General features: G+C 54.8%; 25 protein-coding genes and 1 tRNA gene. 8 read left to right on the forward strand and 18 right to left on the reverse strand.

Features of this window, described 5'->3' with window-relative positions:
• Positions 1-64: 64 nt before the first annotated feature.
• The gene (ppiC, locus tag V6942_RS21455; RefSeq protein ID WP_333501783.1) at positions 65-346 is read left to right on the forward strand and encodes a peptidylprolyl isomerase PpiC; all 282 of its coding nucleotides are present in this window, start codon (positions 65-67) and stop codon (positions 344-346) included.
• 49 nt (positions 347-395) lie between these two features.
• Positions 396-677: a peptidylprolyl isomerase PpiC gene (gene ppiC / locus V6942_RS21460; protein WP_001140251.1), complete on the forward strand. Its 282-nt coding sequence runs from the start codon at positions 396-398 to the stop codon at positions 675-677.
• A 119-nt stretch (positions 678-796) separates the two neighbouring features.
• Here ppiC (V6942_RS21460) and ilvC read toward each other — a convergent pair whose 3' ends face one another.
• Positions 797-2,272, reverse strand: coding sequence for a ketol-acid reductoisomerase (gene ilvC, locus V6942_RS21465; RefSeq protein ID WP_182966560.1), 1,476 nt, complete (start codon positions 2,270-2,272; stop codon positions 797-799).
• Between the two features lie 83 nt (positions 2,273-2,355).
• Here ilvC and ilvY point away from each other — a divergent pair, with 83 nt between their 5' ends.
• On the forward strand, positions 2,356-3,333 hold the full coding sequence (gene ilvY / locus V6942_RS21470) for an HTH-type transcriptional activator IlvY (RefSeq protein WP_181358037.1): 978 nt from the start codon (positions 2,356-2,358) through the stop codon (positions 3,331-3,333).
• A 3-nt stretch (positions 3,334-3,336) separates the two neighbouring features.
• On the opposite strand, the gene V6942_RS21475 is transcribed toward ilvY, so the two are convergent.
• Positions 3,337-4,038: a DUF2461 domain-containing protein gene (locus V6942_RS21475; protein WP_182929701.1), complete on the reverse strand. Its 702-nt coding sequence runs from the start codon at positions 4,036-4,038 to the stop codon at positions 3,337-3,339.
• A gap of 182 nt (positions 4,039-4,220) precedes the next feature.
• Between V6942_RS21475 and V6942_RS21480 the strand changes: the two genes are divergently transcribed.
• The 3 genes from V6942_RS21480 to fabV all read left to right on the forward strand — a co-directional run bounded on the left by V6942_RS21480 (position 4,221) and on the right by fabV (position 7,397).
• Positions 4,221-5,225, forward strand: coding sequence for a dihydroxyacetone kinase subunit DhaK (locus tag V6942_RS21480; RefSeq protein WP_333501784.1), 1,005 nt, complete (start codon positions 4,221-4,223; stop codon positions 5,223-5,225).
• 1 nt (position 5,226) lies between these two features.
• The gene (gene dhaL / locus V6942_RS21485; protein WP_182929702.1) at positions 5,227-5,856 is read left to right on the forward strand and encodes a dihydroxyacetone kinase subunit DhaL; all 630 of its coding nucleotides are present in this window, start codon (positions 5,227-5,229) and stop codon (positions 5,854-5,856) included.
• A 347-nt stretch (positions 5,857-6,203) separates the two neighbouring features.
• A complete protein-coding gene (gene fabV, locus V6942_RS21490; RefSeq protein WP_106929793.1) occupies positions 6,204-7,397 on the forward strand; it encodes an enoyl-ACP reductase FabV in 1,194 nt (397 codons plus the stop codon).
• Positions 7,398-7,526: 129 nt separating this feature from the next.
• Here the strand turns inward: fabV and V6942_RS21495 are convergent, their stop codons facing one another.
• From V6942_RS21495 to ilvL, 14 genes are all read right to left on the reverse strand, one after another.
• On the reverse strand, positions 7,527-7,793 hold the full coding sequence (locus V6942_RS21495) for an HPr family phosphocarrier protein (RefSeq protein ID WP_106929791.1): 267 nt from the start codon (positions 7,791-7,793) through the stop codon (positions 7,527-7,529).
• 16 nt (positions 7,794-7,809) lie between these two features.
• Entirely contained in the window at positions 7,810-8,451 is a 642-nt protein-coding gene (locus V6942_RS21500) for a dihydroxyacetone kinase subunit L (protein ID WP_333501785.1), read from the reverse strand.
• 9 nt (positions 8,452-8,460) lie between these two features.
• The gene (locus V6942_RS21505) at positions 8,461-9,474 is read right to left on the reverse strand and encodes a dihydroxyacetone kinase subunit DhaK (RefSeq protein ID WP_106929787.1); all 1,014 of its coding nucleotides are present in this window, start codon (positions 9,472-9,474) and stop codon (positions 8,461-8,463) included.
• A gap of 45 nt (positions 9,475-9,519) precedes the next feature.
• Entirely contained in the window at positions 9,520-10,182 is a 663-nt protein-coding gene (locus V6942_RS21510) for a class II aldolase/adducin family protein (RefSeq protein WP_182929705.1), read from the reverse strand.
• Positions 10,183-10,285: 103 nt separating this feature from the next.
• On the reverse strand, positions 10,286-12,349 hold the full coding sequence (locus tag V6942_RS21515) for a BglG family transcription antiterminator (protein ID WP_182929706.1): 2,064 nt from the start codon (positions 12,347-12,349) through the stop codon (positions 10,286-10,288).
• A 68-nt stretch (positions 12,350-12,417) separates the two neighbouring features.
• On the reverse strand, positions 12,418-13,821 hold the full coding sequence (locus V6942_RS21520; RefSeq protein WP_182929707.1) for a PTS galactitol transporter subunit IIC: 1,404 nt from the start codon (positions 13,819-13,821) through the stop codon (positions 12,418-12,420).
• A 170-nt stretch (positions 13,822-13,991) separates the two neighbouring features.
• Positions 13,992-14,270: a PTS sugar transporter subunit IIB gene (locus V6942_RS21525; RefSeq protein WP_035896401.1), complete on the reverse strand. Its 279-nt coding sequence runs from the start codon at positions 14,268-14,270 to the stop codon at positions 13,992-13,994.
• Position 14,271: 1 nt separating this feature from the next.
• Positions 14,272-14,787, reverse strand: a complete 516-nt coding sequence (locus V6942_RS21530) for a PTS sugar transporter subunit IIA (RefSeq protein ID WP_106929777.1) — start codon at positions 14,785-14,787, stop codon at positions 14,272-14,274.
• Between the two features lie 247 nt (positions 14,788-15,034).
• The gene (gene ilvA / locus V6942_RS21535; RefSeq protein WP_106929775.1) at positions 15,035-16,579 is read right to left on the reverse strand and encodes a threonine ammonia-lyase, biosynthetic; all 1,545 of its coding nucleotides are present in this window, start codon (positions 16,577-16,579) and stop codon (positions 15,035-15,037) included.
• Positions 16,580-16,584: 5 nt separating this feature from the next.
• The gene (gene ilvD / locus V6942_RS21540) at positions 16,585-18,435 is read right to left on the reverse strand and encodes a dihydroxy-acid dehydratase (RefSeq protein WP_333501786.1); all 1,851 of its coding nucleotides are present in this window, start codon (positions 18,433-18,435) and stop codon (positions 16,585-16,587) included.
• Between the two features lie 62 nt (positions 18,436-18,497).
• Entirely contained in the window at positions 18,498-19,427 is a 930-nt protein-coding gene (locus V6942_RS21545; protein WP_106929772.1) for a branched-chain amino acid transaminase, read from the reverse strand.
• 17 nt (positions 19,428-19,444) lie between these two features.
• Positions 19,445-19,711 carry an acetolactate synthase 2 small subunit gene (gene ilvM, locus V6942_RS21550; RefSeq protein WP_106929769.1) on the reverse strand — a complete coding sequence of 89 codons (267 nt, stop codon included), beginning with the start codon at positions 19,709-19,711 and terminating at the stop codon, positions 19,445-19,447.
• Positions 19,708-21,354 (reverse strand): acetolactate synthase 2 catalytic subunit, encoded by a 1,647-nt coding sequence (gene ilvG, locus V6942_RS21555; protein WP_106929767.1) that lies wholly within the window; start codon positions 21,352-21,354, stop codon positions 19,708-19,710. Before ilvG ends, ilvM begins: the two co-directional genes overlap by 4 nt.
• A gap of 139 nt (positions 21,355-21,493) precedes the next feature.
• Positions 21,494-21,592, reverse strand: a complete 99-nt coding sequence (ilvL, locus tag V6942_RS21560; protein ID WP_015966468.1) for an ilv operon leader peptide — start codon at positions 21,590-21,592, stop codon at positions 21,494-21,496.
• Positions 21,593-21,946: 354 nt separating this feature from the next.
• Here ilvL and V6942_RS21565 point away from each other — a divergent pair, with 354 nt between their 5' ends.
• Entirely contained in the window at positions 21,947-23,467 is a 1,521-nt protein-coding gene (locus tag V6942_RS21565; protein ID WP_333501787.1) for a YifB family Mg chelatase-like AAA ATPase, read from the forward strand.
• Positions 23,468-23,492: 25 nt separating this feature from the next.
• On the opposite strand, the gene V6942_RS21570 is transcribed toward V6942_RS21565, so the two are convergent.
• The gene (locus V6942_RS21570) at positions 23,493-23,831 is read right to left on the reverse strand and encodes a DUF413 domain-containing protein (protein WP_064549235.1); all 339 of its coding nucleotides are present in this window, start codon (positions 23,829-23,831) and stop codon (positions 23,493-23,495) included.
• Between the two features lie 118 nt (positions 23,832-23,949).
• Here V6942_RS21570 and hdfR point away from each other — a divergent pair, with 118 nt between their 5' ends.
• Complete coding sequence (gene hdfR, locus V6942_RS21575) at positions 23,950-24,768, forward strand: HTH-type transcriptional regulator HdfR (RefSeq protein ID WP_106929765.1); 819 nt, start codon at positions 23,950-23,952, stop codon at positions 24,766-24,768.
• Positions 24,769-24,866: 98 nt separating this feature from the next.
• On the opposite strand, the gene V6942_RS21580 is transcribed toward hdfR, so the two are convergent.
• Positions 24,867-24,942: transfer RNA gene (locus V6942_RS21580), tRNA-Trp, on the reverse strand.
• Positions 24,943-25,047 lie beyond the last annotated feature (105 nt).

Below are 25,047 nucleotides of genomic sequence, written 5' to 3' on the forward strand. Positions count from 1 at the left end.
CAGGCGGAGATTTACCCGCCAGATGGTAAAGTGTTGGATAGCTCCCCACAACGAGATAGAGCCCATGACAAAGAGCGCGGCAGCCCTGCATATCCTGGTAAAAGAAGAAAAACTGGCTCTGGAGATCCTGAGCAAACTGGAGCGTGGTATCAGCTTCGATCATCTGGCGAAACGCTACTCTCGCTGCCCTTCCGGGCGCAACGGCGGCGATCTGGGTGAATTTAAACAGGGGATGATGGTGGGACCATTTGATGCCGCCGTTTTCAGCTGTCCGCTGCTGAAACCCTACGGACCGGTCAAGACCAAATTTGGCTACCACATCATCAAAGTGCTGTATCGCCGATAAGCCATGCTAAAATCGCCAGCCTCATTGACCCCCTTTTGAAGGCACAATCATGGCGAAAACAGCAGCAGCACTGCATATCCTTGTTAAAGAAGAGAAACTGGCCCTGGATCTGCTGGAGCAGATTAAAAACGGCGCAGACTTCGGCAAGCTGGCGAAAAAGCATTCCATCTGCCCATCAGGCAAACGCGGCGGTGATTTAGGTGAATTCCGTCAGGGCCAGATGGTTCCGGCGTTCGATAAAGTCGTCTTCTCCTGCCCGGTGCTGGAGCCGACCGGCCCGCTGCATACCCAGTTCGGTTATCACATCATTAAGGTGCTGTACCGTAACTAATAAAAAATCCCGGAGCGTTCAGGCGCCGGGATTTTTTTGCCGGATGGCGGCTACGCCTTACCCGGCCTACATCTGCTGTGCGTAGGTCGGGTAAGCGCAAGCGCCACCCGACATCCTATTTAGCCAGCAACGGCAATGCGTTTCATATCGGTCATGTAACCGCGCAGTTTCTTACCAACCTGCTCGATAGCGTGGCTGCGAATCGCTTCGTTCACGTCGCGCAGCTGCGCGTTGTCTACCGCACCTTCGGCAATCGCTTTGCCCAGATCGCCGGTCTGCAGAGTGGTCATGAACTCTTTCAGCAGCGGTACGCAAGCATAAGAGAACAGGTAGTTACCGTATTCTGCGGTATCAGAGATAACCACGTTCATTTCGTACAGACGCTTACGCGCGATGGTGTTGGCGATCAGCGGCAGTTCATGCAGTGATTCGTAGTAAGCAGATTCTTCGATGATGCCGGAATCAACCATGGTTTCGAACGCCAGCTCAACGCCCGCTTTCACCATCGCAATCATCAGAACGCCTTTATCGAAGTACTCCTGCTCACCGATTTTACCTTCAAACTGCGGAGCGGTTTCGAACGCGGTTTTGCCGGTCTCTTCACGCCAGGTCAGCAGTTTCTTATCATCGTTGGCCCAGTCAGCCATCATGCCGGAGGAGAATTCGCCGGAAATGATGTCGTCCATGTGTTTCTGGAACAGCGGCGCCATAATCTCTTTCAGCTGTTCGGACAGCGCGTAAGCACGCAGTTTCGCCGGGTTAGACAGACGGTCCATCATCAGGGTGATGCCGCCCTGCTTCAGCGCTTCGGTGATGGTTTCCCAGCCGAACTGAATCAGTTTTTCCGCATAAGCCGGGTCGGTGCCTTCTGCCACCAGCTTGTCGAAGCACAGCAGAGAACCGGCCTGCAGCATACCGCACAGGATAGTCTGCTCGCCCATCAGGTCAGATTTCACTTCTGCCACGAAGGAGGATTCCAGTACACCCGCACGGTGACCGCCGGTAGCTGCGGCCCACGCTTTGGCGATAGCCATGCCTTCGCCTTTCGGATCGTTTTCCGGGTGAACGGCGATCAGGGTCGGAACGCCGAAACCACGTTTGTATTCTTCACGCACTTCAGTACCCGGACACTTCGGCGCCACCATCACTACGGTGATGTCTTTACGGATCTGCTCGCCCACTTCCACGATGTTGAAGCCGTGGGAGTAACCCAGCGCCGCGCCGTCTTTCATCAGCGGCTGTACGGAACGTACTACGTCAGAGTGCTGCTTGTCCGGGGTCAGGTTAACCACCAGGTCAGCCTGCGGGATCAGATCTTCGTAGGTGCCCACTTTGAAGCCGTTTTCAGTCGCTTTACGCCAGGAAGCACGCTTCTCAGCAATGGCTTCTTTACGCAGAGCGTAGGAGATATCCAGACCGGAGTCACGCATGTTCAGGCCCTGGTTCAGACCCTGTGCGCCACAGCCGACGATGACCACTTTTTTACCCTGAAGGTAGCTTGCGCCATCGGCGAATTCGTCGCGACCCATAAAGCGACATTTGCCCAGCTGCGCCAGCTGCTGGCGCAGGTTCAGTGTATTAAAGTAGTTAGCCATGGTGATACCTCGTGATGTTGTACTGTCTTATTGTTCGGTTCGCGTTTCAGCGAGAATGTACCCACATTACAACAGGAAATTTATTGCGGAAATTGATATATTCACAACGTCATATTGCAATTTCTGCAACGTTAAAAGAGGGAGTAGAATTCGTGGATTTACGCGATCTGAAAATGTTCCTGCATCTGGCGGATAGCCGCCACTTTGGCCGCAGCGCGCGGGCGATGCACGTCAGCCCCTCCACGCTCTCCCGACAAATTCAGCGCCTGGAAGAAGACCTCGGTCAGCCGCTGTTTGTACGCGATAACCGTACGGTCACGCTGACCGAAGCGGGCGAAGAGCTGCGCGTATTCGCCCAGCAGACGCTGCTGCAATACCAGCAGCTGCGCCACACGCTTGACCAACAAGGGCCGTCGCTGTCGGGTGAATTACATATTTTCTGTTCGGTGACCGCCGCCTACAGCCATCTGCCGCCAATCCTCGATCGCTTCCGCGCCGAACACCCGTCGGTGGAAATCAAGCTCACCACCGGCGACGCCGCCGATGCGATGGACAAAGTGGTCACCGGCGAGGCCGATCTGGCGATTGCCGGTAAGCCCGAGACGCTGCCCGGCGCGGTAGCGTTTTCCATGTTAGAGAATCTGGCGGTCGTCCTGATTGCCCCGGCGCTGCCCTGCCCGGTGCGTAATCAGGTTTCCGTCGAGAAACCCGACTGGTCGACGGTACCGTTTATCATGGCCGATCAGGGGCCGGTACGCCGCCGCATTGAGCTGTGGTTCCGCCGTCACAAAATCAGCAACCCATCGATTTACGCTACGGTGGGCGGCCACGAGGCGATGGTTTCAATGGTGGCGCTGGGCTGCGGCGTGGCGCTACTGCCGGAAGTGGTGCTGGAAAACAGCCCGGAGCCGGTACGTAACCGCGTGATGATTTTGGAGCGCAGCGACGAGAAAACGCCGTTCGAGCTGGGCGTCTGCGCGCCGAAAAAGCGGCTGCATGAACCGCTGATCGATGCGTTCTGGAAGATCGTCCTCGAGAGAAAAATCGACGACGGAAAGTGATGACTACAGGTCTTCCGGGTCAATCTGTTTCATCGTTTCCACCGTCATCAGCCACTGGTACAGCGGCTCCAGCTGGCGAAAGCCGTCGGCTAACTGCGTGACCAGATCGGCGTGGAACAGTTTTTCCACGTCGGTATCCGTCGCCATTGCAGCAAAGGATTTGCGGTGATACCAGTCGGAAATCGTCAGGTCGAGGCCCTTAGCCCGCAGCCGTTTGTAACTTTCACCCACCAGCTCAAACGGCGCGCCGCAGCACTCGGCCACCGACAAAAACTGCTGCGGACGTTGTTGCAGCGTATGACGGAACAGATCCATGGTCGGCCTGCTGGCGCTGTAGTAGCCCAGCCCATAGCGCAAGGTATCTGGACTGATTTCAAAAAAGTATGCTGGCGCATCGGTCCAGTTTTTCGCCGAACGTTTGAAAGTGAGCCACATCCGGCTGCGGTACAGCGATTTATCGTGCGAGAAACGCGTGTCACGATGAATGCGCGACAGCGTTTTGCCAATCGCCGACCGCGTCTCAAGCTGCGGGTCTATCTCCAGCATCGTCGGCGCTAAATCGTCCACCAGCGCGCGAAAAGGCGTGAGAATGCTGCGATCGTAGATAAATCGGTGCTCTTCAAACCATGTTTTATCGTTCTCTATTCGCACCTGCTGAAGAAAATCGAGCCCTTCTTGTGCAAATCCCTGAAAGCGTCCCGCCATCTGCCTGCCTCGCTGAATAGTGTCATCACTCGCTTCATAACTATCGCCAATTCCCGCTAAGCGCAACCTGAAATAATGCCCCTTCGTCGGGAGATTAATTGGTATCAAAGGTGCCAGGGGAAAACGAGCGTCGCAGGTAAAATCGTCTGTAAAGAAACAGTACCTTACGGGAGGGAGTAACAATGCAGAAACCCAAAAAGCTGTTCAACAACACCGATAATATCCGCAGCGAAATCATGCAGGTGCTCGTATATGCGGGGATGGGGAAACTCCACCCTCTGGCGGAATACTGCGCGGTCTATCGAACGGTAGAATCAGCGGCGCAGACCGTTATCGTCAGCGGCGGTGGCAGCGGCCATGAACCCACCTTCGCCGGGTTTGTCGGTGAAGGCGGGATCGACGCCTGCGCGCTCGGCGAGGTTTTCACCTCGCCCTCTCCCGATCAGATTATTGAGGCCAGCCGCGCCGTTCATCAGGGCAACGGCGTACTGTTTCTTTACGGGAACTACTCCGGCGACGGCATGAATTTTGATATCGCCACCGAGATCCTCGCGGAAGAAGGCATTGAATGCCGTACCGTTCGCGCCACCGATGATATTGCCTCTGCACCGCCAGAAAGAATGTCTGACCGTCGTGGCGTCGGCGGGCTGGCATTTTTATACAAGCTGGCGGGGGCGGCAGCACAGTTTGAGCATTACACGCTGCCCGCGCTGGAAGCGCTGGCGCGGAAAGCCAACCACAATACGCGTACCCTCGGCGTGGCGCTCAGCGGCTGCGCTTTACCGCAGTCCGACACCTTTAATTTTAGCCTGGCAGAAAATGAGATCGAACTGGGAATTGGTATACACGGCGAGCCCGGGCTGTGCCGCATTCCCCTGCCGCAGACCGATGAACTGGTGGAGATGATGATCGCACGACTGGGCGATGACCTGCCGTTTGATCGGGGCGATAAGGTCTGCGTCAGCATCAATAATCTGGGGGCGCTGAGCAACACCGAGCTGATGGTGGTAGCCCGTAAAGTCGGTATGGCGTTGGCAGAACGTGACATCACCACCTATGACGTGCAGGTGGGACATTTCTGTACCTCGCTGGAGATGTCTGGCTTCTCACTCAGCCTGCTGCGGCTAGATGCGGAAATGCAGCGTCTGTATGACTACCCCATTAATACGCTCGGCTGGAGAAAATAAGATGAATGTAACGCAATTCACCGCTTGCCTACGGTATGTCTGTGAGGGAATGATCGCCAGTGAACCACGCCTGACCGCGCTCGATCAGGTCATTGGCGATGGCGACCACGGTATTGGCATCAAGCGCGGCTTTACCGCGCTACACGCTTTACTCACATCCGCCGATTTTGCACCCGCCGATATCGGCGACTGTCTTTTGCATAGCGGGACGCGGCTGATGACCAGCATGGGCGGCGCTTCCGGGGCCATTTTCGGCACCCTCTTCCGCACTGGAGGAAAAGGGATGATGGGCCAGACTGACTTTGATGCTGCCGCGCTGGCCGAGTGGCTGGCGATAGGCATGCAGGCCATCCACCAACGCGGCGGCGCAAAGCCCGGTGATAAAACGATGGTCGATGCACTGGCCGCAGCGTCTGAGCGAGCCAACGCTGACGTTGCGCTACCGTTGTCTGAATCGCTATCCCACTGCGCACAGGCGGCTATGGTGGGATCGGAAAAAACCGCGGCCATGGTTGCCCGCTTCGGACGGGCAAAGAATCTGGGCGAGCGGGCCATCGGGCACTGCGATCCCGGCGCCGTCTCCATGGCGCTGATCCTGCGGTTTATGGCCGAATTTGCCCAGCGGGGCTAACTGATTATCGCCATCATTCAACGGGGTGCATGTTCGTACATGCATCCCGTTGCGCCATTGGACACAGCGCCGGACGGCGAAAATCAGTGGTAGATTCAGTATTGACGCTCCTTTTCTGTATAATGCCCCGTGCCATAATAGATAAGCGGAATTTGCATGACTGAGAATGCCCGGCGGATCAGCCGGTTCCGTGGCCGATGTTTGTCAGACCTCCTCCTCATTGAGTTTTAAGGTGCTGAAAACAGAGGTGCAGTGGGGGGCTTGTTAACCATTATGTTAAGCAAGCCAGAACAGACGGTGTCATTGCGCACTTGACAGCGAAAATACAAACTTAATTAGCCATCATTATGATAATCAAACCAAAAATTCGTGGATTCATCTGTACAACGACCCATCCGACTGGCTGCAAAGTCAATGTGGAAAAACAGATCGATTATGTGAAGAAAAACGGGAAAATCGCTAACGGCCCTTCCCGCGTGCTGGTCATCGGTGCTTCCACCGGTTATGGCCTGGCGTCCAGAATTTCCGCCGCGTTTGGCAGCGGTGCCGCCACTATCGGCGTATTTTTCGAAAAACCAGGCACGGAAACCAAACCGGGTTCCGCGGGCTGGTATAACTCTGCTGCCTTCGATGAGGCAGCAAAACGTGAAGGCCTGTATGCCAAGAGCATCAACGGCGACGCGTTCTCTGATGAATGCCGCGATGAAGTCATCAAACTGATCAAAGAAGACCTGGGTCAGATTGACCTGGTGGTTTACTCACTGGCTTCCCCGGTGCGTAAAATGCCGAAAACCGGTGAAATCGTCCGTTCTGCGCTGAAGCCAATCGGTGAGGTTTACACCTCTAAAGCGATCGATACCAACAAAGATCAGATCATCACCGCCAGCATTGAGCCGGCAACCGAAGAAGAAGTGCAGAACACCGTCACCGTTATGGGCGGCGAAGACTGGGAACTGTGGATGGGCGCGCTGAGCGAAGCCGGTGTGCTGGCTGACGGCGTGAAAACCGTAGCCTACTCCTACATCGGTACCGACCTGACCTGGCCAATCTACTGGCACGGCGCGCTGGGCAAAGCAAAAGAAGACCTCGATCGCGCCGCGGGCGAACTGCGTAACCAGCTGGCTCCGCTGCACGGTTCCGCGAACGTTGCCGTACTGAAGTCCGTTATCACTCAGGCGTCTTCCGCCATTCCGGTAATGCCGTTGTACATCTCCATGGTCTTCAAACTGATGAAAGCACAGGGGATTCATGAAGGCTGTATCGAGCAGATCAACCGTCTGATGACCACCAGCCTGTACGGCGACAAAGTGGCGCTTGATGACAACCAGCGTATCCGTATGGATGACTGGGAACTGCGCGAAGACATTCAGCAGGCATGTCGCGACCTGTGGCCGCTGATCACCACCGAAAACCTGGCGCAAGAAACTGACTATGCAGGGTACAAGCAGGAATTCCTGAACCTGTTCGGTTTTGGCCTCGACGAAGTGGATTACGATGCTGACGTGAATACCGAAGTCGAATTCGACGTCATCACGCTGTAGTTCACTGATGCCGGGTGGTGGCTACGCCTTACCCGGCCTACACATTGAAATTTGTAGGCCTGATAAGCGAAGCGCCATCAGGCGCTGGGTTCATGTGAAAACATGAACCCTTTTTTCACCGCCCCGTGCCTAGTCAAAACCGAAACCTTCCGCAAACAGCACTTTCAGCTTCGCCATCGCTTCTCGCTCATCGCTGCCGCTACAGATGATCTCCAGCGATCCTTTACCTTTAATACCGGCCCCCAAAATACTCATAATGCTTTTTCCCTTGATAACCTTACCGTCGTAGATCATCTCGATCCGCGATTGATACTGCGCGCAGACTTTGGCCAGCACCCCAGCTGGACGCGCGTGAATGCCGTGCTGATTGCTGATTTTCACCACTTCTTTCAACATAATTTTGGCTCCTTACTTACAGTCCGTCTGACGGACACATAGCCTGTACGAAGTTAAAATAGCCCTGGATCAGGAGCTGCGCGACCATTGCACCAGGGTCGACAAATGCGCACGACCGTTCACCGTGAATCGCCGCACGGCCATGCTTTGCCAGCATGCCCGTCGTCTGCTGCACTCCCTGCTGCGCCAGCAACAGTGCTTTCCTCGCTGCCGTCTGCGGTTCATCGCTGGCGTGCAGCGCCACCAGCGCAGGGGCCATACCATCAAGAAAAGTTTTTTCTCCCGGCTGCGCTTTACCACGCTGCTGCACGCCATCGTACCAGGCCTGAAACAGCGCGCCGGCATCCGTAAAGCCCAGCACCTCCCGACCTTTAAACGACTTACCCGCCTGCATCAGTCCGGAAGCCATTAGCGTGCCCATGGTCGACGGCACCGCCGAAGCCATCACCTTGCCCGCCATATAGAAAAATCGCCCTACGTCACGTTCGTCGCTCTGCTGCGCGTAGCGCGCCGCCGCCGCGAAACCATCGCTCATGGTCAGCCCCAAATCACCGTCGCCGACCACGCTATCCAACTCGGTCAGCACCGTTTTGTTAGCCTCCATGATTCGGGCCCATTCAGTAAAAAGCGGCCGCAGACTCTGCGTATCTATGGTCATCACGCCTCCTTAAGCCGAAAACTGCCGAAACATCGGCGTATCGGCCCCGGCATTGAGCAGTGTTTTCAGCTCTTCATCCACCGGCATCAGACTGATAGACATACCGGTCATCTCCATCGCCGTAGCAAACTCGCCAATCCATACGCGGAAAACGCGCATGTGGCTTTCTGCCAGAATCTGGTGCACGTGGCGATACATCAGATACAACTCTTCCAGCGGCGTAGCACCAAGGCCATTGATCAAGACGGCCACTTCATCCCCCTGCTGGCAGGGCGAATCCGCCAGCAGCCAGGACATCATCTCTTCGGCGATCGATTCTGCGTTTAGCTGCGGGCCACGGCGAATACCACTTTCACCATGAATGCCCATGCCAATCTCCATTTCGCGATCGCCAATATGAAACCCCGGCTTGCCGATACGCGGTACGATGCACGGCGACAGCGCCACGCCCAACGTACGCACGCGCTCGCCCGCCTTTTGCGCAATGCGCTGGACGGTTTCCAGATCATCCATTCTGGCCGCCGACGCCCCCGCGCATTTGTAGACAAAGAAAATACCCGCGACGCCACGTCGGGTTGCCGCCTCTCCACCCCCAGGCACGGCGCCCGCCGAATCATCGGCAGCGACTACCGTCGCGGTGCGAATATCGCACTCCATATCGGCCATTTCCGCGGCCATATCAAAATTAAAAATATCGCCGTTGTAGTTGCCGTACAGATAGAGCACGCCAGCCCCGCGGTCCACCGCTTGGGTGACGGCCAAAATTTGCGCCGGCGAGGGCGACTGAAACACATCGCCAATCGCGCAGCCGTCCAGCATGCCCTGCCCCACATAGCCCAGAAACAGCGGCAGATGCCCCGAGCCACCGCCGGTGACAATTCCGACCTTGCCAGGTACCGGGCGTGCGGCCACCAGGCAGTGCGGATCATCGTTCACCAAACGAAAAGCATCGGGGTGCGCCAGATAGATGCCTTCCAGCATCTCCGGGATAAAGTCCTCCGCCTGATTCAAAAATTTTTTCATGCGTTCTCTCCATGAATGTCCCGCCCGCACGGGCGGGCGTCTCAATTAGCGGGCAAATTTGATTTGTGACGGGTAGGCCCAGCGCTGCAGCTCTTCCGGCGCGAAAGATTCGGGCTCCTTACCGCCGTTAATGACCAGCGCGTGGTAGTAAATCTGCGCCATCTCTTCCAGATAGGCAGACTTCAGCACCGCTTCGTACGGATCTTTATCCACGCCGATTGCGCCATGTTTTTCCATCAGAATGGCGTCGGCGCGCTGGATAGGTTCGATGACGCTGTTCGACAGCGCGGGCGTACCTGGGCGGCCATAAGGCGCAACCGGAATCACCCCGTCTTTCAGGTTGAGGATCGCGCATTCGTACACCACCGCCGGGATCGGTTTATTCAACACGGCAAATGAGGTGGCATAGAGAGAGTGCGTGTGGGAGATGGCGAAAACGTCAGGACGCGCCTTATAAATTTCGATATGCATCAGGCATTCGCTGGTAGGACGCAATCCAGCTTCACTTTCAATGACATTAGCTTCAACGTCCATCACCACAATATCGCGCGGCGTTAAATCCATTTTGTCGATCGTGGTTGGGGTCACCAGAATAAATCCCGTCTCTTTATCCCGTACGCTGGAATTACCTGCTTTATGTTTACACAGTCCCCATTGCTGAGCGGTTCTGGCCATTTCAACGACGTGTTTTTTCTGAATGTCTAACATAATATTTATCCTGTATACGATTATAGGGGCGAGCGATGTCGCGACAATCATTGCCGGGAAATAACGTTGCCGTTTTCTGACTGCAACGATTTTTAATTAATAATTACTGATGATGGAAAAGTTTGTTTATCAGCGCATATTCATCCTGCGCGCGGCGAATAACATTGCCGCCGTCATAAAACTCGAGAAATTCATTTAATTGCGCCAATGCCTTAAGATGTTTTTGTGGGTTGTTGGTCGCCAGAACAATAATAATATCGGCCTGCATATAACCCGCAAAATCAATCTTAGAAGGTAAGCGTAATAACGCCATACCCGTATCCAGCGCGCCATCATCAACACCAGCGTGAGCAATAATCACGCCATCGGCCAGCATGATATAGGGCTGTTCATCGGCGATTTTATTGAGCATGATTTGCAGATAGCGTGGTTCAATCACGCCACACACCAGCAGCGATGACGACGCCTGAGTAATAGCCTGCTGCCAGCTGTCCGGCAGCGAGGTGACGAACTGAACGTGCTCGCGCTGCAGTAGGTCCGTCAGCGATGGCGTCGGCGGCTCAATGCTGCCTGCCGCACTCACGGCGCTGTTCTCATCATAGATATAGCTAGCGAGCGCACGCTGTAGCCCTTTATGATCGATAATATTGCCGAAGCGTTCGAAGATAAGCAGCAGTTGCTCTATCTGAATGATATTCGGGTCCACACCCTGTAGCGCGCCGATCACATGATTGCGGAACGCACTTTTATGAATGCTGCTGATGGACGGATTCACCACAAACACCATCTTGCTGGTGTTCAGGTGCGTGGTCGAGAAAACCACATCGTAGTGCCCGGTATAGCGCTCAAACTCGCGTCGTGACATCACTTCGGTAAAGTGCAGCTCCGGGAAAAGTACCTGCAGCGTCAGGAAGAGATAAGTGGAAATGGTCGCGCTATTTTCACACACCACGACCGCGGTTTTCTGGATTTTAATCTGATGGATAACCCCCTCGCGGGTCAGCCAACCGCCAAAGAGCACCGTTAAAAATGCCATCTCTTCATCAGGAATTTCGCAGTGCAGTACCGTCTCAAACGGCACCGCCGCGCGGCGAACCATCTCATGCAGATGGCTGAACTCTTTCACCACCAGATCGTAAACGCTGCTGGTGTTGCTCAGATGATAGCGAATACGGTAATAGGCCGGTTTCCAATGCTGATAGATTTTCTCAATCAGCTCATTTTTCTCTTTGATCGTGACGCAGCTTATTTTTTCAAAGCTGTCGACCACCGCGACTACGCTTTCAAGCAGTAGCGTATCGAGGTGAAAATATTTATCGGCAATACTTTGAATATTTGAGCTTTGGATCAGTGCCGTCAGGAAAACCAGTTCATTTTCGCTATTGATATTGATTTTACTGATAACGCTCTGCATCAGGGTAAATTCTCTGCTGCCAATAATATCAGCGTAGCTGATCGGAATATTGACCAGACTTTTCCCTGAATCAATACGATGCAGGACAAAGCAGATAAAATAAATAAGCTCCTGAAGCTGGCGGTCGGTAAACTGAATTTTAAAACGCTTTTCAATTTCACTGAAAACGTTGCCGACCTTTTCCAGATAATCGCTCATAACGTTGTTGTATTGAGCGAGGATATTTTTGGCAACCGGAATTTCCAGAACCCGGCGTAAACAATTCAGCAGCAGATAGCGTTTTTCCAGCTCCTCACCCAGAATATGGTAGCCGTTGCCTCGGTCGTAGCTTATCTCCAGCCCGTGCTCAATAACCTCGGTACGCACTTTTTTCAGATCGTTGATAATCGTATTCTGGCTAACGCTCAGTGAAGAAGAGAGATGCAACAATGACAGCCGTTCGTTGCGGGTCAGCAGCATAAAGATAATCATCTGCCCACGTTCTTCTTCCGAGTAGAGGTAGCGATGCTCGGTTTCCGAGGTCTGATTCTGACGAAAATGCTCAATCACATGGCGTGGGATATTCAGCTTCCCGGTTTTCAGGCGGTTGATCCGGTCGAAGTGGTTCGACTCCAGGTAGTCATTCACCTTTTTCAACGTATAGCTCAACTGTTTGCGCGTCAGGCAAAACTGCGCTTCAAGCTTCGTCCCTGTGATACCGGGATCGTTCACAATGGCATCCAGCACTGCAACCACGCGTTTATCCATAGCCATGCTAACTCTCCTGCAATGAAAAGCCTGGCGGCGGCACCTGCCGCCAGACGTGAACATGAAACCCAGAGTTACGCCTGCTGAACCTTCGCCTGCTGTTCGGCTTCCTGCTGCGCAAGATTGCTTTCACGACGCAATTCGCGGGAGTAAAAGAAGTAGCCGCAGCCCCACCACAGCGCGAACACCAGCGGGATGAAGTTGCCTTCCAGGAATTTGAACAGGAAGGAGAAGGCATAGGTGAAGACCGGGGCATCAATCGAGCTGTTCGAAATCAGCTGCCCTGCCGGGATGGTGATAGCTTTAGTGGCCAGCCCAAGGTCGGTAATCATTGGTGCGAACTGCGTGCCAACAAACAGGAAGAATGGCACGCCAATAATGCTCAGGATAACCATGCGCAGCGTGTTACCGCGTGTCACCAGATAGGCCGGAACAATCAGCGCAATATTGATGATGCCAGCAAACGGCAGGATCTTATTTCCCGGCAGAATCAGCGCCCACAGCAGGGTGAACGGGATGGCGACGATAATAGCAAACCAGATTTCGCTCGCACCGCCCATAAACGGCCAGTCAATACCCACGAACAGCTTACGCCCGGAGAATTTCTTGTTCATATAGTCGCTGATGGCCTCAGAGATCGGCGACAGGGCCTGCATAAAGAGCTTGGAAATCATCGGGAACAGCACCAGCGCCGTCGAAGCCTGTACGCCCAGCATCAGCGTTTTGGCAACACTGTAGCCCGCAATCACGCCAAACAGGATCCCCAGAATAAAACCAATGATGTGGTTTTCGGCAAAGACCCCGACTTTGGCGCGCAGCGCGCTGGCATCCATTGGTTTATTGCAGACCGGTATTTTGCGCAGCAGCAGATCGAACGGGTAATAGATGGCACCAAAGAAGACCATACGGTGCGTACAGGTCACTCCCGGGATCCCCGTGAGTTTCTCGATACGATGCTGGTGAATATCCCCCGCGTTCAATTCCATAATGATCTGGAAGGCGGCAACGAGGAACGCCAGTACCAGACTCCAGACCGGGCCAAACAATGGGGTGGTGACGCTCACCACGATAAACGCGGTAAAGATTTTCCCCCACACGTTCCAGAGGTCGGCGTTGAAGGTATTGGTCTTGTTCAGCATCAACATCACGATGTTGACGCCAACCTGAAGCGGGAACATGGCGAACGCATAAGGCCAGGCCCAGGAGATATTCGCCATCGTCGTCCAGCCGCCATCGACGATGCTTAACTCAAGGCCGGTACGGTTCATCATGGTCTGTGCGGCAACACCGATGGCGTCGACCATAAAGCCAATCAGCATGCTCATCCCAACGAAGGCGACGCCCAGTGTGATAGCCGCCGAGGCCGCATCGCGGAATTTCATCCGCACCACCAGCCCGGCTAATAACATAATAAAGGGCACAAAAACCGGCGCGCCTAAATTCAGAATATAATTTATGACTACACCAAGAAAGTCCATAGCACTTCTCCACTAAAATAATTATATACTCTATGGCTTTCGAGTTGCGGGAAGGCGGCAAGTGAGAGAATCCCGATGAGCTTACTTTAGTAAGTGATTCGGGTGAAAGAACGCAGCCAACGCCCCCGCGGCTTGAAAGACGACGAGTATACGGATTAAAGAGCTACACCTTATTTACAGGCATCAATGACCTTTTGTAATTCCTGCTCCATCCCCATGCCGGTCAGAAAGGCAATTCCGTTAATTACCGGGATAGGATATTGCTTATCAACTTTGGTGATAGCGATATAAGCCGCACTATCTTTTATATGACTATCAAGCGATTTCAGGTCGATGACTTCAACTTTGATATGCGACTGCTGACGTTCATTCAATAAGCGGGTTACTTTACTGGCAACCGTTTGTGAGGTAGCAACGCCGCTTCCACATGCAACAATGACTTTTTTCATCTTATAAATCCTTATCTAATTGCAGTCTTGATGTGAGGGTACAGAGAAAGGTTTCTACATCGTCTATTTCGCGTAGGGCCTGAACGACCTCTTCATCCGCAAGGCAGTCCATAAGCTTTTGCAGCGCTGTCAGGTGGCTGCTGTGGTCAACAAAACCTAGTAAAACAATAAAATGAACATAAAGCGTGTTGTCATCATTGCCCATTTCCTGCCATGCAATAGGCGTAGACAACCGTGTTACGGAGATGAAGGGGTGAATAACGTGCTGAGGATCGGTATGAGGAAGCGCAAGAGCCACCGGCAGCGTGGGCAGCGCGGTAGGGTACGCCTTTTCACGGGCGATGATGGCGTCAAGAAAAGAGTCCCGGACGTAGCCTTGCTCTTTCAGCAGCAAAAATATCGAAGAAAAAAAGTCTGTGGAATTATTATAGTGTTTATCCAGAAATGTGAGCTGAGACGTAAAATATTCACATCCTTGCGCACTTTCATTCGGGGCATCAATTATATCCGTTCTCATCCGAATATCCTCTCCAACCACTAAGAATTAACTACAGCCAATGTTAATTCAGGTGTAGTCAGCGAGCGACAAATATTGCTCCCAAAAGATGTGCGCAGGCTGGCGCAACGCGGTGAGCTTTTTATTATGAATTAGGTCACATTTTTATGGATAGGATGCGTTGACAGAAAAATAATTCGGCAGGTCACGATAAATAAAGCAGAAAAAAGGAGATAACCCTGGCAGGTTATCTCCTGTTAAGCAGCTATTAGCCCGCCAGGAAGAAGCGGAATGCCGGGTTATTTGTCTCGTCGTGACACTCATAGCCCAGTTCATTGAGTCGGGTTTCAAAGTCCGGCTCATTGTCGCCCAGCTCAAAGGCGGCCAGCACGCGTCCGTAGTCGGTACCATGGCTACGATAGTGGAACAGTGAGATATTCCAGTGCGTGCCCAGCGTGTAGAGGAACTTCAGCAGTGCCCCCGGCGATTCCGGAAACTCGAAGCTGAACAATCTCTCCTTCAGTGGTTTGGAGGGACGACCGCCAACCATATACCGCACGTGCAGCTTCGCCATTTCGTCGTCGGACAGGTCCACCACGCTGTAGCCACCATCGTGCAGCAAGCTAAGGATTTCCTTGCGCTCTTCCAGACCACGGCTCAGGCGTACGCCGACAAAAATGCAGGCGTCTTTGGCATCGGCAAAGCGGTAGTTAAACTCCGTTACCGAACGGCCACCCAACAGCTGGCAGAATTTAAGGAAACTTCCCTTCTCTTCCGGGATGGTCACCGCCAGCAAGGCTTCACGTTGTTCCCCCAGCTCGCAACGTTCGGAGACATAGCGCAGACCGTGGAAGTTAACGTTCGCACCGGACAACACGTGCGCCAGACGTTCACCGCGAATATTGTGCTGGGCGATGTATTTCTTCATCCCCGCCAGCGCCAGCGCCCCGGAAGGCTCGGCTACCGCACGGACATCTTCGAAGAGGTCTTTCATCGCCGCGCAGATAGCATCGCTATCAACGGTAATGATGTCGTCGAGGTATTCCTGACACAGGCGGAAGGTTTCATCGCCAATACGCTTCACCGCCACGCCTTCCGCAAACAGACCCACGCGCGGCAGATCCACCGGATGCCCCGCGTCCAGCGCCGCCTTCAGGCAGGCCGAATCTTCTGCTTCCACGGCGATCACTTTGATCTGCGGCATCAGCTGTTTGATCAGCACCGCAACGCCCGCCGCCAGCCCGCCGCCGCCCACCGGGACAAACACGCGATCGAGGTGGGCATCCTGCTGCAGCAGTTCAAGCGCCAGCGTGCCCTGCCCGGCAATCACCATCGGGTGATCGAAAGGCGGCACCCAGGTGAAGCCCTGCTGCTGCGCCAGTTCAATCGCTTTCGCTTTGGCTTCATCAAAGTTGGCACCGTGCAGCAGCACCTCACCGCCGAAACCGCGCACGGCATCGACTTTGATATCGGCAGTGGCCACCGGCATAACGATCAGCGACTTCAGGCCCAGACGAGCGGAAGAAAACGCTACGCCCTGCGCATGGTTACCCGCAGACGCGGTAATCACGCCGTGCGCCTTCTGTTCCGCCGTCAGTCCTGCCATCATCGCGTAAGCACCGCGCAGCTTAAAGCTGTGCACAGGCTGACGGTCTTCACGCTTGACCAGAATTACGTTATCAAGCCGCGAAGAGAGTTTGTCCATTTTCTCCAGCGGCGTGACCTGCACGGCTTCGTAGACCGGTGCGCGCAGCACCGCTCTGAGATACTCGGCACCCTCAGGGGTGCCGGATAGGGGCTGAGATTCCGCCATGGTGATTAACCCCCCAGTTTCGATTTATCGCGTACCGCACCTTTGTCGGCGCTGGTTGCCAGGCTGGCATAAGCGCGAAGGGCAAAGGAGACCTGACGTTCACGATTTTTCGGCGTCCACGCCTGGTCACCGCGAGCTTCCTGCGCTTCACGACGCGCGGCAATTTCCGCATCGCTCAGCTGCAGCTGAATGCCACGGTTCGGGATATCGATAGCAATCATGTCGCCATCTTCAATGATCGCGATGTTGCCGCCGCTGGCCGCTTCCGGGGAAACGTGGCCGATAGACAGGCCGGATGTGCCGCCGGAGAAACGCCCGTCGGTGATCAACGCACAGGCTTTGCCGAGACCCATGGATTTCAAGAAGGTGGTCGGGTAGAGCATTTCCTGCATGCCCGGCCCACCTTTCGGCCCTTCGTAACGAATGACAACAACGTCGCCTTCAACCACTTTGCCGCCGAGGATGGCCTCAACCGCGTCGTCCTGGCTTTCGTACACTTTTGCCGGGCCGGTGAATTTGAGGATGCTGTCATCCACGCCCGCCGTTTTCACGATGCAGCCGTTTTCCGCGAAATTACCGTAGAGTACCGCCAGACCGCCGTCTTTGCTGTAGGCATGTTCCAGCGAGCGGATGCAGCCTTTGGCGCGATCGTCATCCAGCGTGTCCCAACGGCAGTCCTGCGAGAACGCCTGGGTGGTACGGATGCCCGCCGGGCCAGCACGGAACATTTTTTTCACCGCTTCATTCTGGGTAACGGTGATGTCGTACTGTTCCAGCGTCTGCGGCAGGGTCAGACCGAGCACGTTTTTCACGTCACGGTTCAACAGGCCGGCGCGGTCCAGTTCGCCGAGGATCCCCAGCACGCCACCGGCGCGGTGCACATCTTCCATATGGTATTTCTGAGTGCTTGGCGCCACTTTACACAGCTGCGGAACCTTGCGGGACAGCTTGTCGATATCGCTCATGGTGAAGTCGATTTCGGCTTCCTGCGCCGCTGCCAGCAGGTGCAGAACGGTGTTGGTGGAACCGCCCATGGCGATATCCAGCGTCATGGCATTTTCGAATGCCGCTTTGCATGCGATGTTGCGCGGCAGCGCGGAGGCATCATCCTGTTCGTAGTAGCGTTTGGTCAGCTCAACGATGCGCTGGCCTGCAGTGAGGAACAGTTCTTTACGGTCAGCGTGGGTGGCCAGCAGCGAACCGTTGCCCGGCTGAGACAGTCCCAGCGCTTCGGTCAGGCAGTTCATCGAGTTGGCGGTAAACATCCCGGAGCAGGAGCCGCAGGTTGGGCAGGCGGAACGTTCAACCTGCTCGCTCTGCGAGTCGGAAACTTTCGGATCCGCGCCCTGAATCATCGCATCGACCAGGTCGAGCTTGATGATTTTGTCGGATAATTTGGTTTTACCGGCCTCCATCGGGCCGCCGGAAACGAAGATCACCGGAATATTCAGGCGCAGGGAGGCCATCAGCATCCCCGGGGTGATTTTGTCGCAGTTCGAGATGCAGACCATTGCATCGGCACAGTGGGCGTTAACCATGTACTCAACGGAGTCGGCAATCAGCTCGCGGGACGGCAGTGAATAAAGCATACCCCCGTGGCCCATGGCGATACCGTCATCCACCGCAATGGTATTGAATTCTTTAGCCACGCCGCCGGCAGCTTCGATCTGCTCGGCAACCAGTTTACCAAGGTCGCGCAGGTGAACGTGGCCCGGCACGAACTGGGTAAACGAGTTCACGACGGCGATAATCGGCTTACCGAAGTCGGCATCCGTCATCCCGGTGGCGCGCCACAGCGCGCGGGCGCCCGCCATATTGCGGCCGTGAGTGGTAGTGGCGGAACGATATTTAGGCATGCTTTTGTACTCCCAGTCTCTGTCTCGTTAATGAGGCGGTGCGTGCCGCCCCATTATTTATCTTATTGATTAACCTGATCCAACCAGCCCCATTTATCTTCGGTTTCACCGGTAAAGAGGCCAAAGAATGCTTGCTGAATACGTTTAGTGACCGGGCCACAGCGGCCTTCGCCGACCTGGATACCGTCAACGCTGCGCACCGGGGTGATTTCAGCGGCGGTGCCGGACATAAAGACTTCATCCGCCAGGTACAGCGATTCACGAGACAGCACCTGCTCGCGAACTTCAATTCCGATATCCTTCGCCAGCTTGATGATCGCATCGCGGGTAATACCCGGCAGCGCCGAAGAGGTAAACGGTGGCGTAAACAGAATGCCGTCTTTCACTTCAAACAGGTTTTCACCCGCGCCTTCAGACAGATAGCCGTTCACATCCAGCGCGATCCCTTCCTGATAGCCGTGGCGGCGCGCTTCGCTACCGACCAACAGTGAGGAAAGGTAGTTGCCGCCTGCTTTCGCGGCAGTTGGAATGGTGTTCGGCGCAGCGCGGTTCCAGGAAGAAACCATCGCATCGATCCCTTGATCCAGCGCTTCAGCGCCCAGATAGGCGCCCCACGGGAACGCCGCGATGATCACGTCGGTGCTGTAGCCGTCCGGCGGGTTAACGCCCATACCGACATCGCCGACAAACACCAGCGGACGGATATAGGCGCTGGTCAGATTATTTTTGCGCAGTACGGCGCGGCAGGCTTCCATCAGTTCATCCACGCTCTGAGAGACCGGGAAGCGATAGATTTTGGCGGAATCACGCAGGCGCTGCATGTGCTCACGGTGGCGGAAAACAACCGGGCCTTTGTGGGAGTCGTAGCAACGGATGCCTTCGAATACAGAGGTACCGTAGTGCAGCGCGTGGGACATCACGTGAACCTTCGCGTCTTCCCAACGAACCATCTCACCGTTGAACCAGATGTAATCCGCTTTTTTCGTCGTCATTTCTCTTCCTATTGCGCTCAGGCGCGAATCTGTTGTTGTGATGTGCTTGTACACTGCTGAACGGCAACCGAAGCCACGTCCACCAGTTTATTTAATTGACTAAACAGTAAGTCGACTGACCGCGGGCTGGCAACGGTCAATTCGATATTTATATTCTGCGCATCGCTGGCCGCCTCCATATTCATCGAGCAAATCTGAAAACCGCGATGACGGACCACACGTAACACGCGTTCTAAGGTTTCCGGGTTGAAGCGGGCCTGCACGTTGACCTGATGTTGCATCATGATAATTTCTCCAGCATTTGTGAGTTACTGGCGCCAGGCGGCACCAGAGGCCAGACGTTCTCAAGTTCGTCGATTGAGACATGAAGCAGGTACGGGCCTTCGCTTGCCAGCATGGTGTCGAGTGCCGCTTCAACCTGGTCTTTACGGGTGATGTGTTGACCAGGGATGCCGAAGGCGCTGGCCAGCATGAGGAAATCGGGGTTATCGGTCAGGGTGGTTTCACTGTAACGTTCCTGGAAGAACAGCTGCTGCCATTGTCGAACCATCCCTAAACGCTGGTTGTCGAGTAAGACTATCTTCAGCGGTAACTGCTTACGTTTCACGGTGCCCAGCTCTTGCACGTTCATCATGAAGGAGCCGTCACCGGAGATACAGATAACCGTGTCGTCAGGTCGCGCCACCTGTGCGCCAACGGCGGCCGGCAGACCGAAGCCCATGGTGCCTAAACCGCTTGAAGTGATGAAATTCTCCGGGCGGGTGTAGGTCATATGTTGAGCCGACCACATCTGGTGCTGCCCAACGTCGGTGGTCACCACGCTATCGGCCGGTTTACGGTCCGACAGCTGCTTGAGCAGCAGCGGCGCGTAGATTGCCTCACCAGGATGGTCGTAACGCCAGGCGTGCTCGGCGCGCATCGCCGCGTTGTGCTGGCGCCATGCGTCGATAGCCAGCGGCTGTTGCAGCGCAGGCAGCAGCGCATTCAGGTCGCCCTGTAATGCCACATGCGTCTGGCGCAGCTTGTTCATTTCCGCCGGATCGATATCCATATGGATAACCCTGGCGTGCGGCGCGAAGGTATTCAGCTTGCCAGTCACGCGATCGTCAAAGCGGGCACCAACGGCGATCAGCAGGTCGCATTCCTGTACCGCCAGGTTTGCCGCCTTGGTACCGTGCATACCCAACATACCGAGGTAGAACGGGTAATCGGCTGGCACTGCGCCCAGCCCCTTCAGGGTACAGGTCGCTGGCATTTGTGTGACGGCCATAAATTCGCGCAGCGCCGGTACCGCCTGCGCCATTCCCACGCCGCCGCCGACATACAGCATCGGTTTATGCGCCTGCGCCAGCATCTGCTGGGCCTGCGCCATTTCGGCGTGAGGGAAAGCATCGTCGCTTTCTACGGTGGAGAAGAACGGTTCCAGATCGCCCTGTGCCACCTGCACGTCCTTCGGAATGTCGACCAGAACCGGGCCAGGACGGCCTGAGTTTGCCACCTGGAACGCCTCTGCCATTACGCGCGGCAGCTCTTCCAGGGATTGCACCAGGAAACTGTGTTTGGTGCAGGCCAGCGACAAACCGAGAACGTCCACTTCCTGAAAAGCATCCGTACCGATTAACGGTGCGGCGACCTGACCGGTGATGGCCACAACGGGCACGGAATCGAGTAACGCATCGGCCAGACCGGTGATCAGGTTGGTTGCGCCCGGGCCGGAAGTGGCGATGCAAACGCCGGTTTTACCGGTAGCACGCGCATAGCCGATGGCCGCCATTGCCGCGCCCTGTTCGTGTCGACACAGCAGGTGCTCTACGCCGCCGTCATACAGTGCGTCGTAAACCGGCATGATGGCTCCACCAGGATAACCAAATACCGTTTCAACACCCTGCGCTCGCAACGCATGTACCACCCACTGTGCGCCATTCATAGTTAGTTCCCCGCCGTAGATCGTGAGAAACAGAATTTTATGCTACGTGTCACGTTCTGCCTCCCGTTATTGTTTTTAGGTCATAAAAAAACCCCCGGACCTTTCGGTGCGGGGGTCTTAGTTCGTTAAGGCTTGATTTCTAAGCCTTTCCTCGTCCAAGTGCAGCCCCGCACGGTGGGATAATAATCACCACCACGCTAATCACGACCAGGCTAATCACTCGTAGAAGGGCTTTCATTTTTGTCTGTTCTTGCATCTTGTTCGAAGGAATACCTACAGAGTTACCACAGACATCACAAAAAGCACAAGTTTTTTTTATGACGGCATTGCTTACCGCGCTAAGGATTTAATGAAAACAATTTGTTTTATATAGAGAATTTATGAAATGAAAATATTTCACCTTTTGCTCCCTACGCAACGACTGAGCAGAGGCGAAGTTGACGTCATATGAGCAACATTCGGACTCGATTCCAAAATTAATGAAATGCGCTGAATGTCGGTGAAAATTATGGAATACGCCACGTAATAATCAAATTAAGCAGATTAATGGAACGACTGCATCGCACATAATAGCGATCTTCAGGGAGGAATTATGTCGCTATCCGTTGTCTATACGCGCGCCGCGCTGGGCGTCAGCGCACCGCTGATTACTATCGAAGTGCATATCAGCCAGGGTCTGCCGGGCCTGGTCATGGTCGGGCTGCCGGAAACCACCGTCAAAGAGGCGCGCGACCGGGTTCGCAGCGCCATCATCAACAGCGGTTATACCTTTCCGGCGAAGAAGATCACCATTAACCTCGCGCCGGCCGATCTTCCTAAAGAAGGAGGGCGATATGATTTACCTATCGCTATTGCGCTTCTGGCGGCCTCTGAGCAGCTTAATAGCCAGAAACTAGGGCAGTATGAGTTTGTGGGTGAACTGGCGCTCACGGGCGCGCTACGCGGTATTCCTGGGGCGCTATCGGCGGCGATGGAAGCCATACATTCAGGTCGCCAGATTGTGCTTGCCGAGGATAACGCGCCGTTGGTCGGCCTGCTTGGCGGCAGCGATTGCCTGATTGCCAGCCACCTTCTTGAAGTCTGCGCATTTCTTGAAGGAAAACAAACGCTCAGGCAGCCTCCACCAGAGGGCATGATGGCCCCCGCCAGCTGCGAAGATTTAAGCGATGTGATCGGCCAGCAGCAGGGGAAACGGGCGCTGGAGATCACCGCGTCGGGCGGTCACAATTTGCTGCTCGTTGGCCCACCTGGTACGGGTAAAACCATGCTTGCCACCCGTCTGCGCGGGCTACTCCCGCCGCTTAGCGACAGCGAGGCGCTTGAGAGCGCGGCAATTATCAGTCTGGAAAATGCCTATCGCATTCAGCGTGAATGGCGCCATCGCCCCTTTCGTGCACCTCACCATAGCGCATCGCTGACGGCTATGGTTGGCGGCGGGTCGATTCCCGCCCCGGGAGAGATTTCGCTGGCCCACAACGGGATTCTGTTCCTCGATGAGCTACCGGAATTTGAGCGCCGGGTGCTGGATGCGCTGCGCGAGCCGATTGAGTCTGGCAAAATCCACATTTCACGTACGCGGGCCAAAATTACCTATCCTGCTCGCTTTCAACTGATTGCTGCGATGAATCCTAGCCCTACCGGTCACTATGAGGGGCAGCATAACCGCTGCACGCCAGAACAGACGCTGCGCTACCTCAATCGGCTGTCTGGTCCGTTTCTCGACCGGTTCGATCTCTCCCTGGAAATTCCGCTACCGCCGCCGGGCTTACTGAGCCAATCGGCCCGCGTAGGGGAAAGCAGCCTGACGGTACAACAGCGGGTCATCACAGTGCAGCAGCGTCAGAATGCGCGACAAGGGAAGCTAAATGCGCAGCTCAGCGGCAGCGAGATCCGGCAATACTGTGCGCTGGTAGAAGCGGACGCTCTGTGGCTAGAGCAGACGTTGACACAGCTTGGGCTGTCGATCCGCGCCTGGCAGCGTCTGTTAAAGGTTTCGCGCACGCTGGCGGATATGGAGGGGGCAGAGGATATTGCCAGACATCATTTGCAGGAAGCGTTGAGCTATCGCGGCATCGACAGAATGCTCGCCCATCTTCAAACTTTACTACAATAAAAAAGGGGCCCAGGCCCCTTTTTTATTAATCGTCGCTGTCAGTGTAGTCTTCAGCGCCTTCCACCTGCGGCTTACCGCCGGACAGGGTGTGGAAACGCTTCGGACGCTTGATGCGCGTGACATACTTGGTCCATACGCGTTCAGCATCCGTTGCCGGCTCACGTTCACCACGGCAGACCGAGACAAACTGCTGCTCTTCTTCGGTTGCCGGCTCGCGTTTGCCAAGATCGAGTTCGTTAAAGGCAAAGCCATAACGCTCAAGCAGCTGCGCCTCTTTGATGGTGAAATCACCATGACGAGAGAACCCGCGCGGATAATTTTTATTATCGAAAAAACGATTAGTCGTCGTAAAGCTTTCCGCCATCCTACACGCTCCTAATTCTTTGGCCGAGCTATTTATGGCGCGGAGTATTAGATACGCTTGACAGAGTGTAAAACAAAAGATTTAAATCATTACGACAAAAAATTTTGCGGAGAAAGCTGTGGATACCGAATTGCTGAAAACTTTCCTCGAAGTGAGCAGAACTCGCCACTTCGGGCGAGCCGCAGAAGCGCTCTATCTGACACAATCTGCGGTGAGCTTTCGAATCCGTCAGTTAGAAAATCAGCTTGGGGTCAATCTGTTTACCCGCCATCGCAATAATATTCGTTTGACCGCGGCGGGAGAAAAACTCCTTCCCTACGCAGAAACGCTGATGAGCACGTGGCAGGCCGCGCGTAAGGAAGTGGCTAACACCTCGCGGCACAATGAGTTTTCCATTGGTGCTAGCGCTTCGCTATGGGAGTGTATGCTTAACGCTTGGCTATCCCGGCTTTATCAGGCCGACGGTACGCTACAGTTTGAAGCGCGGATCGCCCAACGCCAGTCGCTGGTTAAACAGCTACACGAGCGCCAGCTCGATCTGTTACTGACCACCGAAGCGCCAAAAATGGATGAATTCAGCAGCCAGCTGCTGGGACATTTTGCACTTGAGCTGTACTGTGCAACGCCAGAGACAACCAGGGCAGATCTGAACTACCTGCGTCTGGAGTGGGGCGCAGATTTCCAGCAGCACGAAGCAGGGCTAATTAGCAGTGACGATATCCCGCTGCTGACCACCAGTTCGGCAAGCCTGGCCCGACTCCAGCTATTACCGTTAAAAGGTTGCACCTGGTTGCCCGTGTCGTGGGCACAGGAGCAGAACGATCTCTATCCCGTTACCGATGGTACGGCCATTCTACGACCTTTATATGCGATATGGCTGCAAAATAGCGACAAACAGGCGCAAATTCGCGACATATTGAAAACCAATGTATTTTAAGTAAAGACTGAATAGGTGGCCCGGGGGAGAACGATGGGCCCGTCAGGAAGGTGAATTTTTGGCAAAAAAAATCCTTTGCCTAAGCAAAGGATTATATATGGCAGGGGCGGAGAGACTCGAACTCGCGACACCCGGTTTTGGAGACCGGTGCTCTACCAACTGAGCTACGCCCCTAAATTTTCTTATCATTAAGCCTGCTAATTTAGCAGGCTTAATGTTGAATAAGTGGCGGAACGGACGGGACTCGAACCCGCGACCCCCTGCGTGACAGGCAGGTAT

The sequence above is a fragment of the Kluyvera genomosp. 2 genome, from assembly GCF_036759865.1.
Taxonomy (GTDB): Bacteria; Pseudomonadota; Gammaproteobacteria; order Enterobacterales; family Enterobacteriaceae; genus Kluyvera; species Kluyvera ascorbata_B.

Bases quoted from the DNA above. Each gene is read 5' to 3' on its own strand.
- ppiC (WP_333501783.1), top strand. From the start codon at position 65: ATGACAAAGAGCGCGGCAGCCCTGCATATCCTGGTAAAAGAAGAAAAA.
- ppiC (WP_001140251.1), top strand. From the start codon at position 396: ATGGCGAAAACAGCAGCAGCACTGCATATCCTTGTTAAAGAAGAGAAA.
- ilvC (WP_182966560.1), bottom strand. From the start codon at position 2,272: ATGGCTAACTACTTTAATACACTGAACCTGCGCCAGCAGCTGGCGCAG.
- V6942_RS21475 (WP_182929701.1), bottom strand. From the start codon at position 4,038: ATGGCGGGACGCTTTCAGGGATTTGCACAAGAAGGGCTCGATTTTCTT.
- V6942_RS21480 (WP_333501784.1), top strand. From the start codon at position 4,221: ATGCAGAAACCCAAAAAGCTGTTCAACAACACCGATAATATCCGCAGC.
- dhaL (WP_182929702.1), top strand. From the start codon at position 5,227: ATGAATGTAACGCAATTCACCGCTTGCCTACGGTATGTCTGTGAGGGA.
- fabV (WP_106929793.1), top strand. From the start codon at position 6,204: ATGATAATCAAACCAAAAATTCGTGGATTCATCTGTACAACGACCCAT.
- V6942_RS21495 (WP_106929791.1), bottom strand. From the start codon at position 7,793: ATGTTGAAAGAAGTGGTGAAAATCAGCAATCAGCACGGCATTCACGCG.
- V6942_RS21500 (WP_333501785.1), bottom strand. From the start codon at position 8,451: ATGACCATAGATACGCAGAGTCTGCGGCCGCTTTTTACTGAATGGGCC.
- V6942_RS21505 (WP_106929787.1), bottom strand. From the start codon at position 9,474: ATGAAAAAATTTTTGAATCAGGCGGAGGACTTTATCCCGGAGATGCTG.
- V6942_RS21510 (WP_182929705.1), bottom strand. From the start codon at position 10,182: ATGTTAGACATTCAGAAAAAACACGTCGTTGAAATGGCCAGAACCGCT.
- V6942_RS21515 (WP_182929706.1), bottom strand. From the start codon at position 12,349: ATGGCTATGGATAAACGCGTGGTTGCAGTGCTGGATGCCATTGTGAAC.
- V6942_RS21520 (WP_182929707.1), bottom strand. From the start codon at position 13,821: ATGGACTTTCTTGGTGTAGTCATAAATTATATTCTGAATTTAGGCGCG.
- V6942_RS21525 (WP_035896401.1), bottom strand. From the start codon at position 14,270: ATGAAAAAAGTCATTGTTGCATGTGGAAGCGGCGTTGCTACCTCACAA.
- V6942_RS21530 (WP_106929777.1), bottom strand. From the start codon at position 14,787: ATGAGAACGGATATAATTGATGCCCCGAATGAAAGTGCGCAAGGATGT.
- ilvA (WP_106929775.1), bottom strand. From the start codon at position 16,579: ATGGCGGAATCTCAGCCCCTATCCGGCACCCCTGAGGGTGCCGAGTAT.
- ilvD (WP_333501786.1), bottom strand. From the start codon at position 18,435: ATGCCTAAATATCGTTCCGCCACTACCACTCACGGCCGCAATATGGCG.
- V6942_RS21545 (WP_106929772.1), bottom strand. From the start codon at position 19,427: ATGACGACGAAAAAAGCGGATTACATCTGGTTCAACGGTGAGATGGTT.
- ilvM (WP_106929769.1), bottom strand. From the start codon at position 19,711: ATGATGCAACATCAGGTCAACGTGCAGGCCCGCTTCAACCCGGAAACC.
- ilvG (WP_106929767.1), bottom strand. From the start codon at position 21,354: ATGAATGGCGCACAGTGGGTGGTACATGCGTTGCGAGCGCAGGGTGTT.
- ilvL (WP_015966468.1), bottom strand. From the start codon at position 21,592: ATGAAAGCCCTTCTACGAGTGATTAGCCTGGTCGTGATTAGCGTGGTG.
- V6942_RS21565 (WP_333501787.1), top strand. From the start codon at position 21,947: ATGTCGCTATCCGTTGTCTATACGCGCGCCGCGCTGGGCGTCAGCGCA.
- V6942_RS21570 (WP_064549235.1), bottom strand. From the start codon at position 23,831: ATGGCGGAAAGCTTTACGACGACTAATCGTTTTTTCGATAATAAAAAT.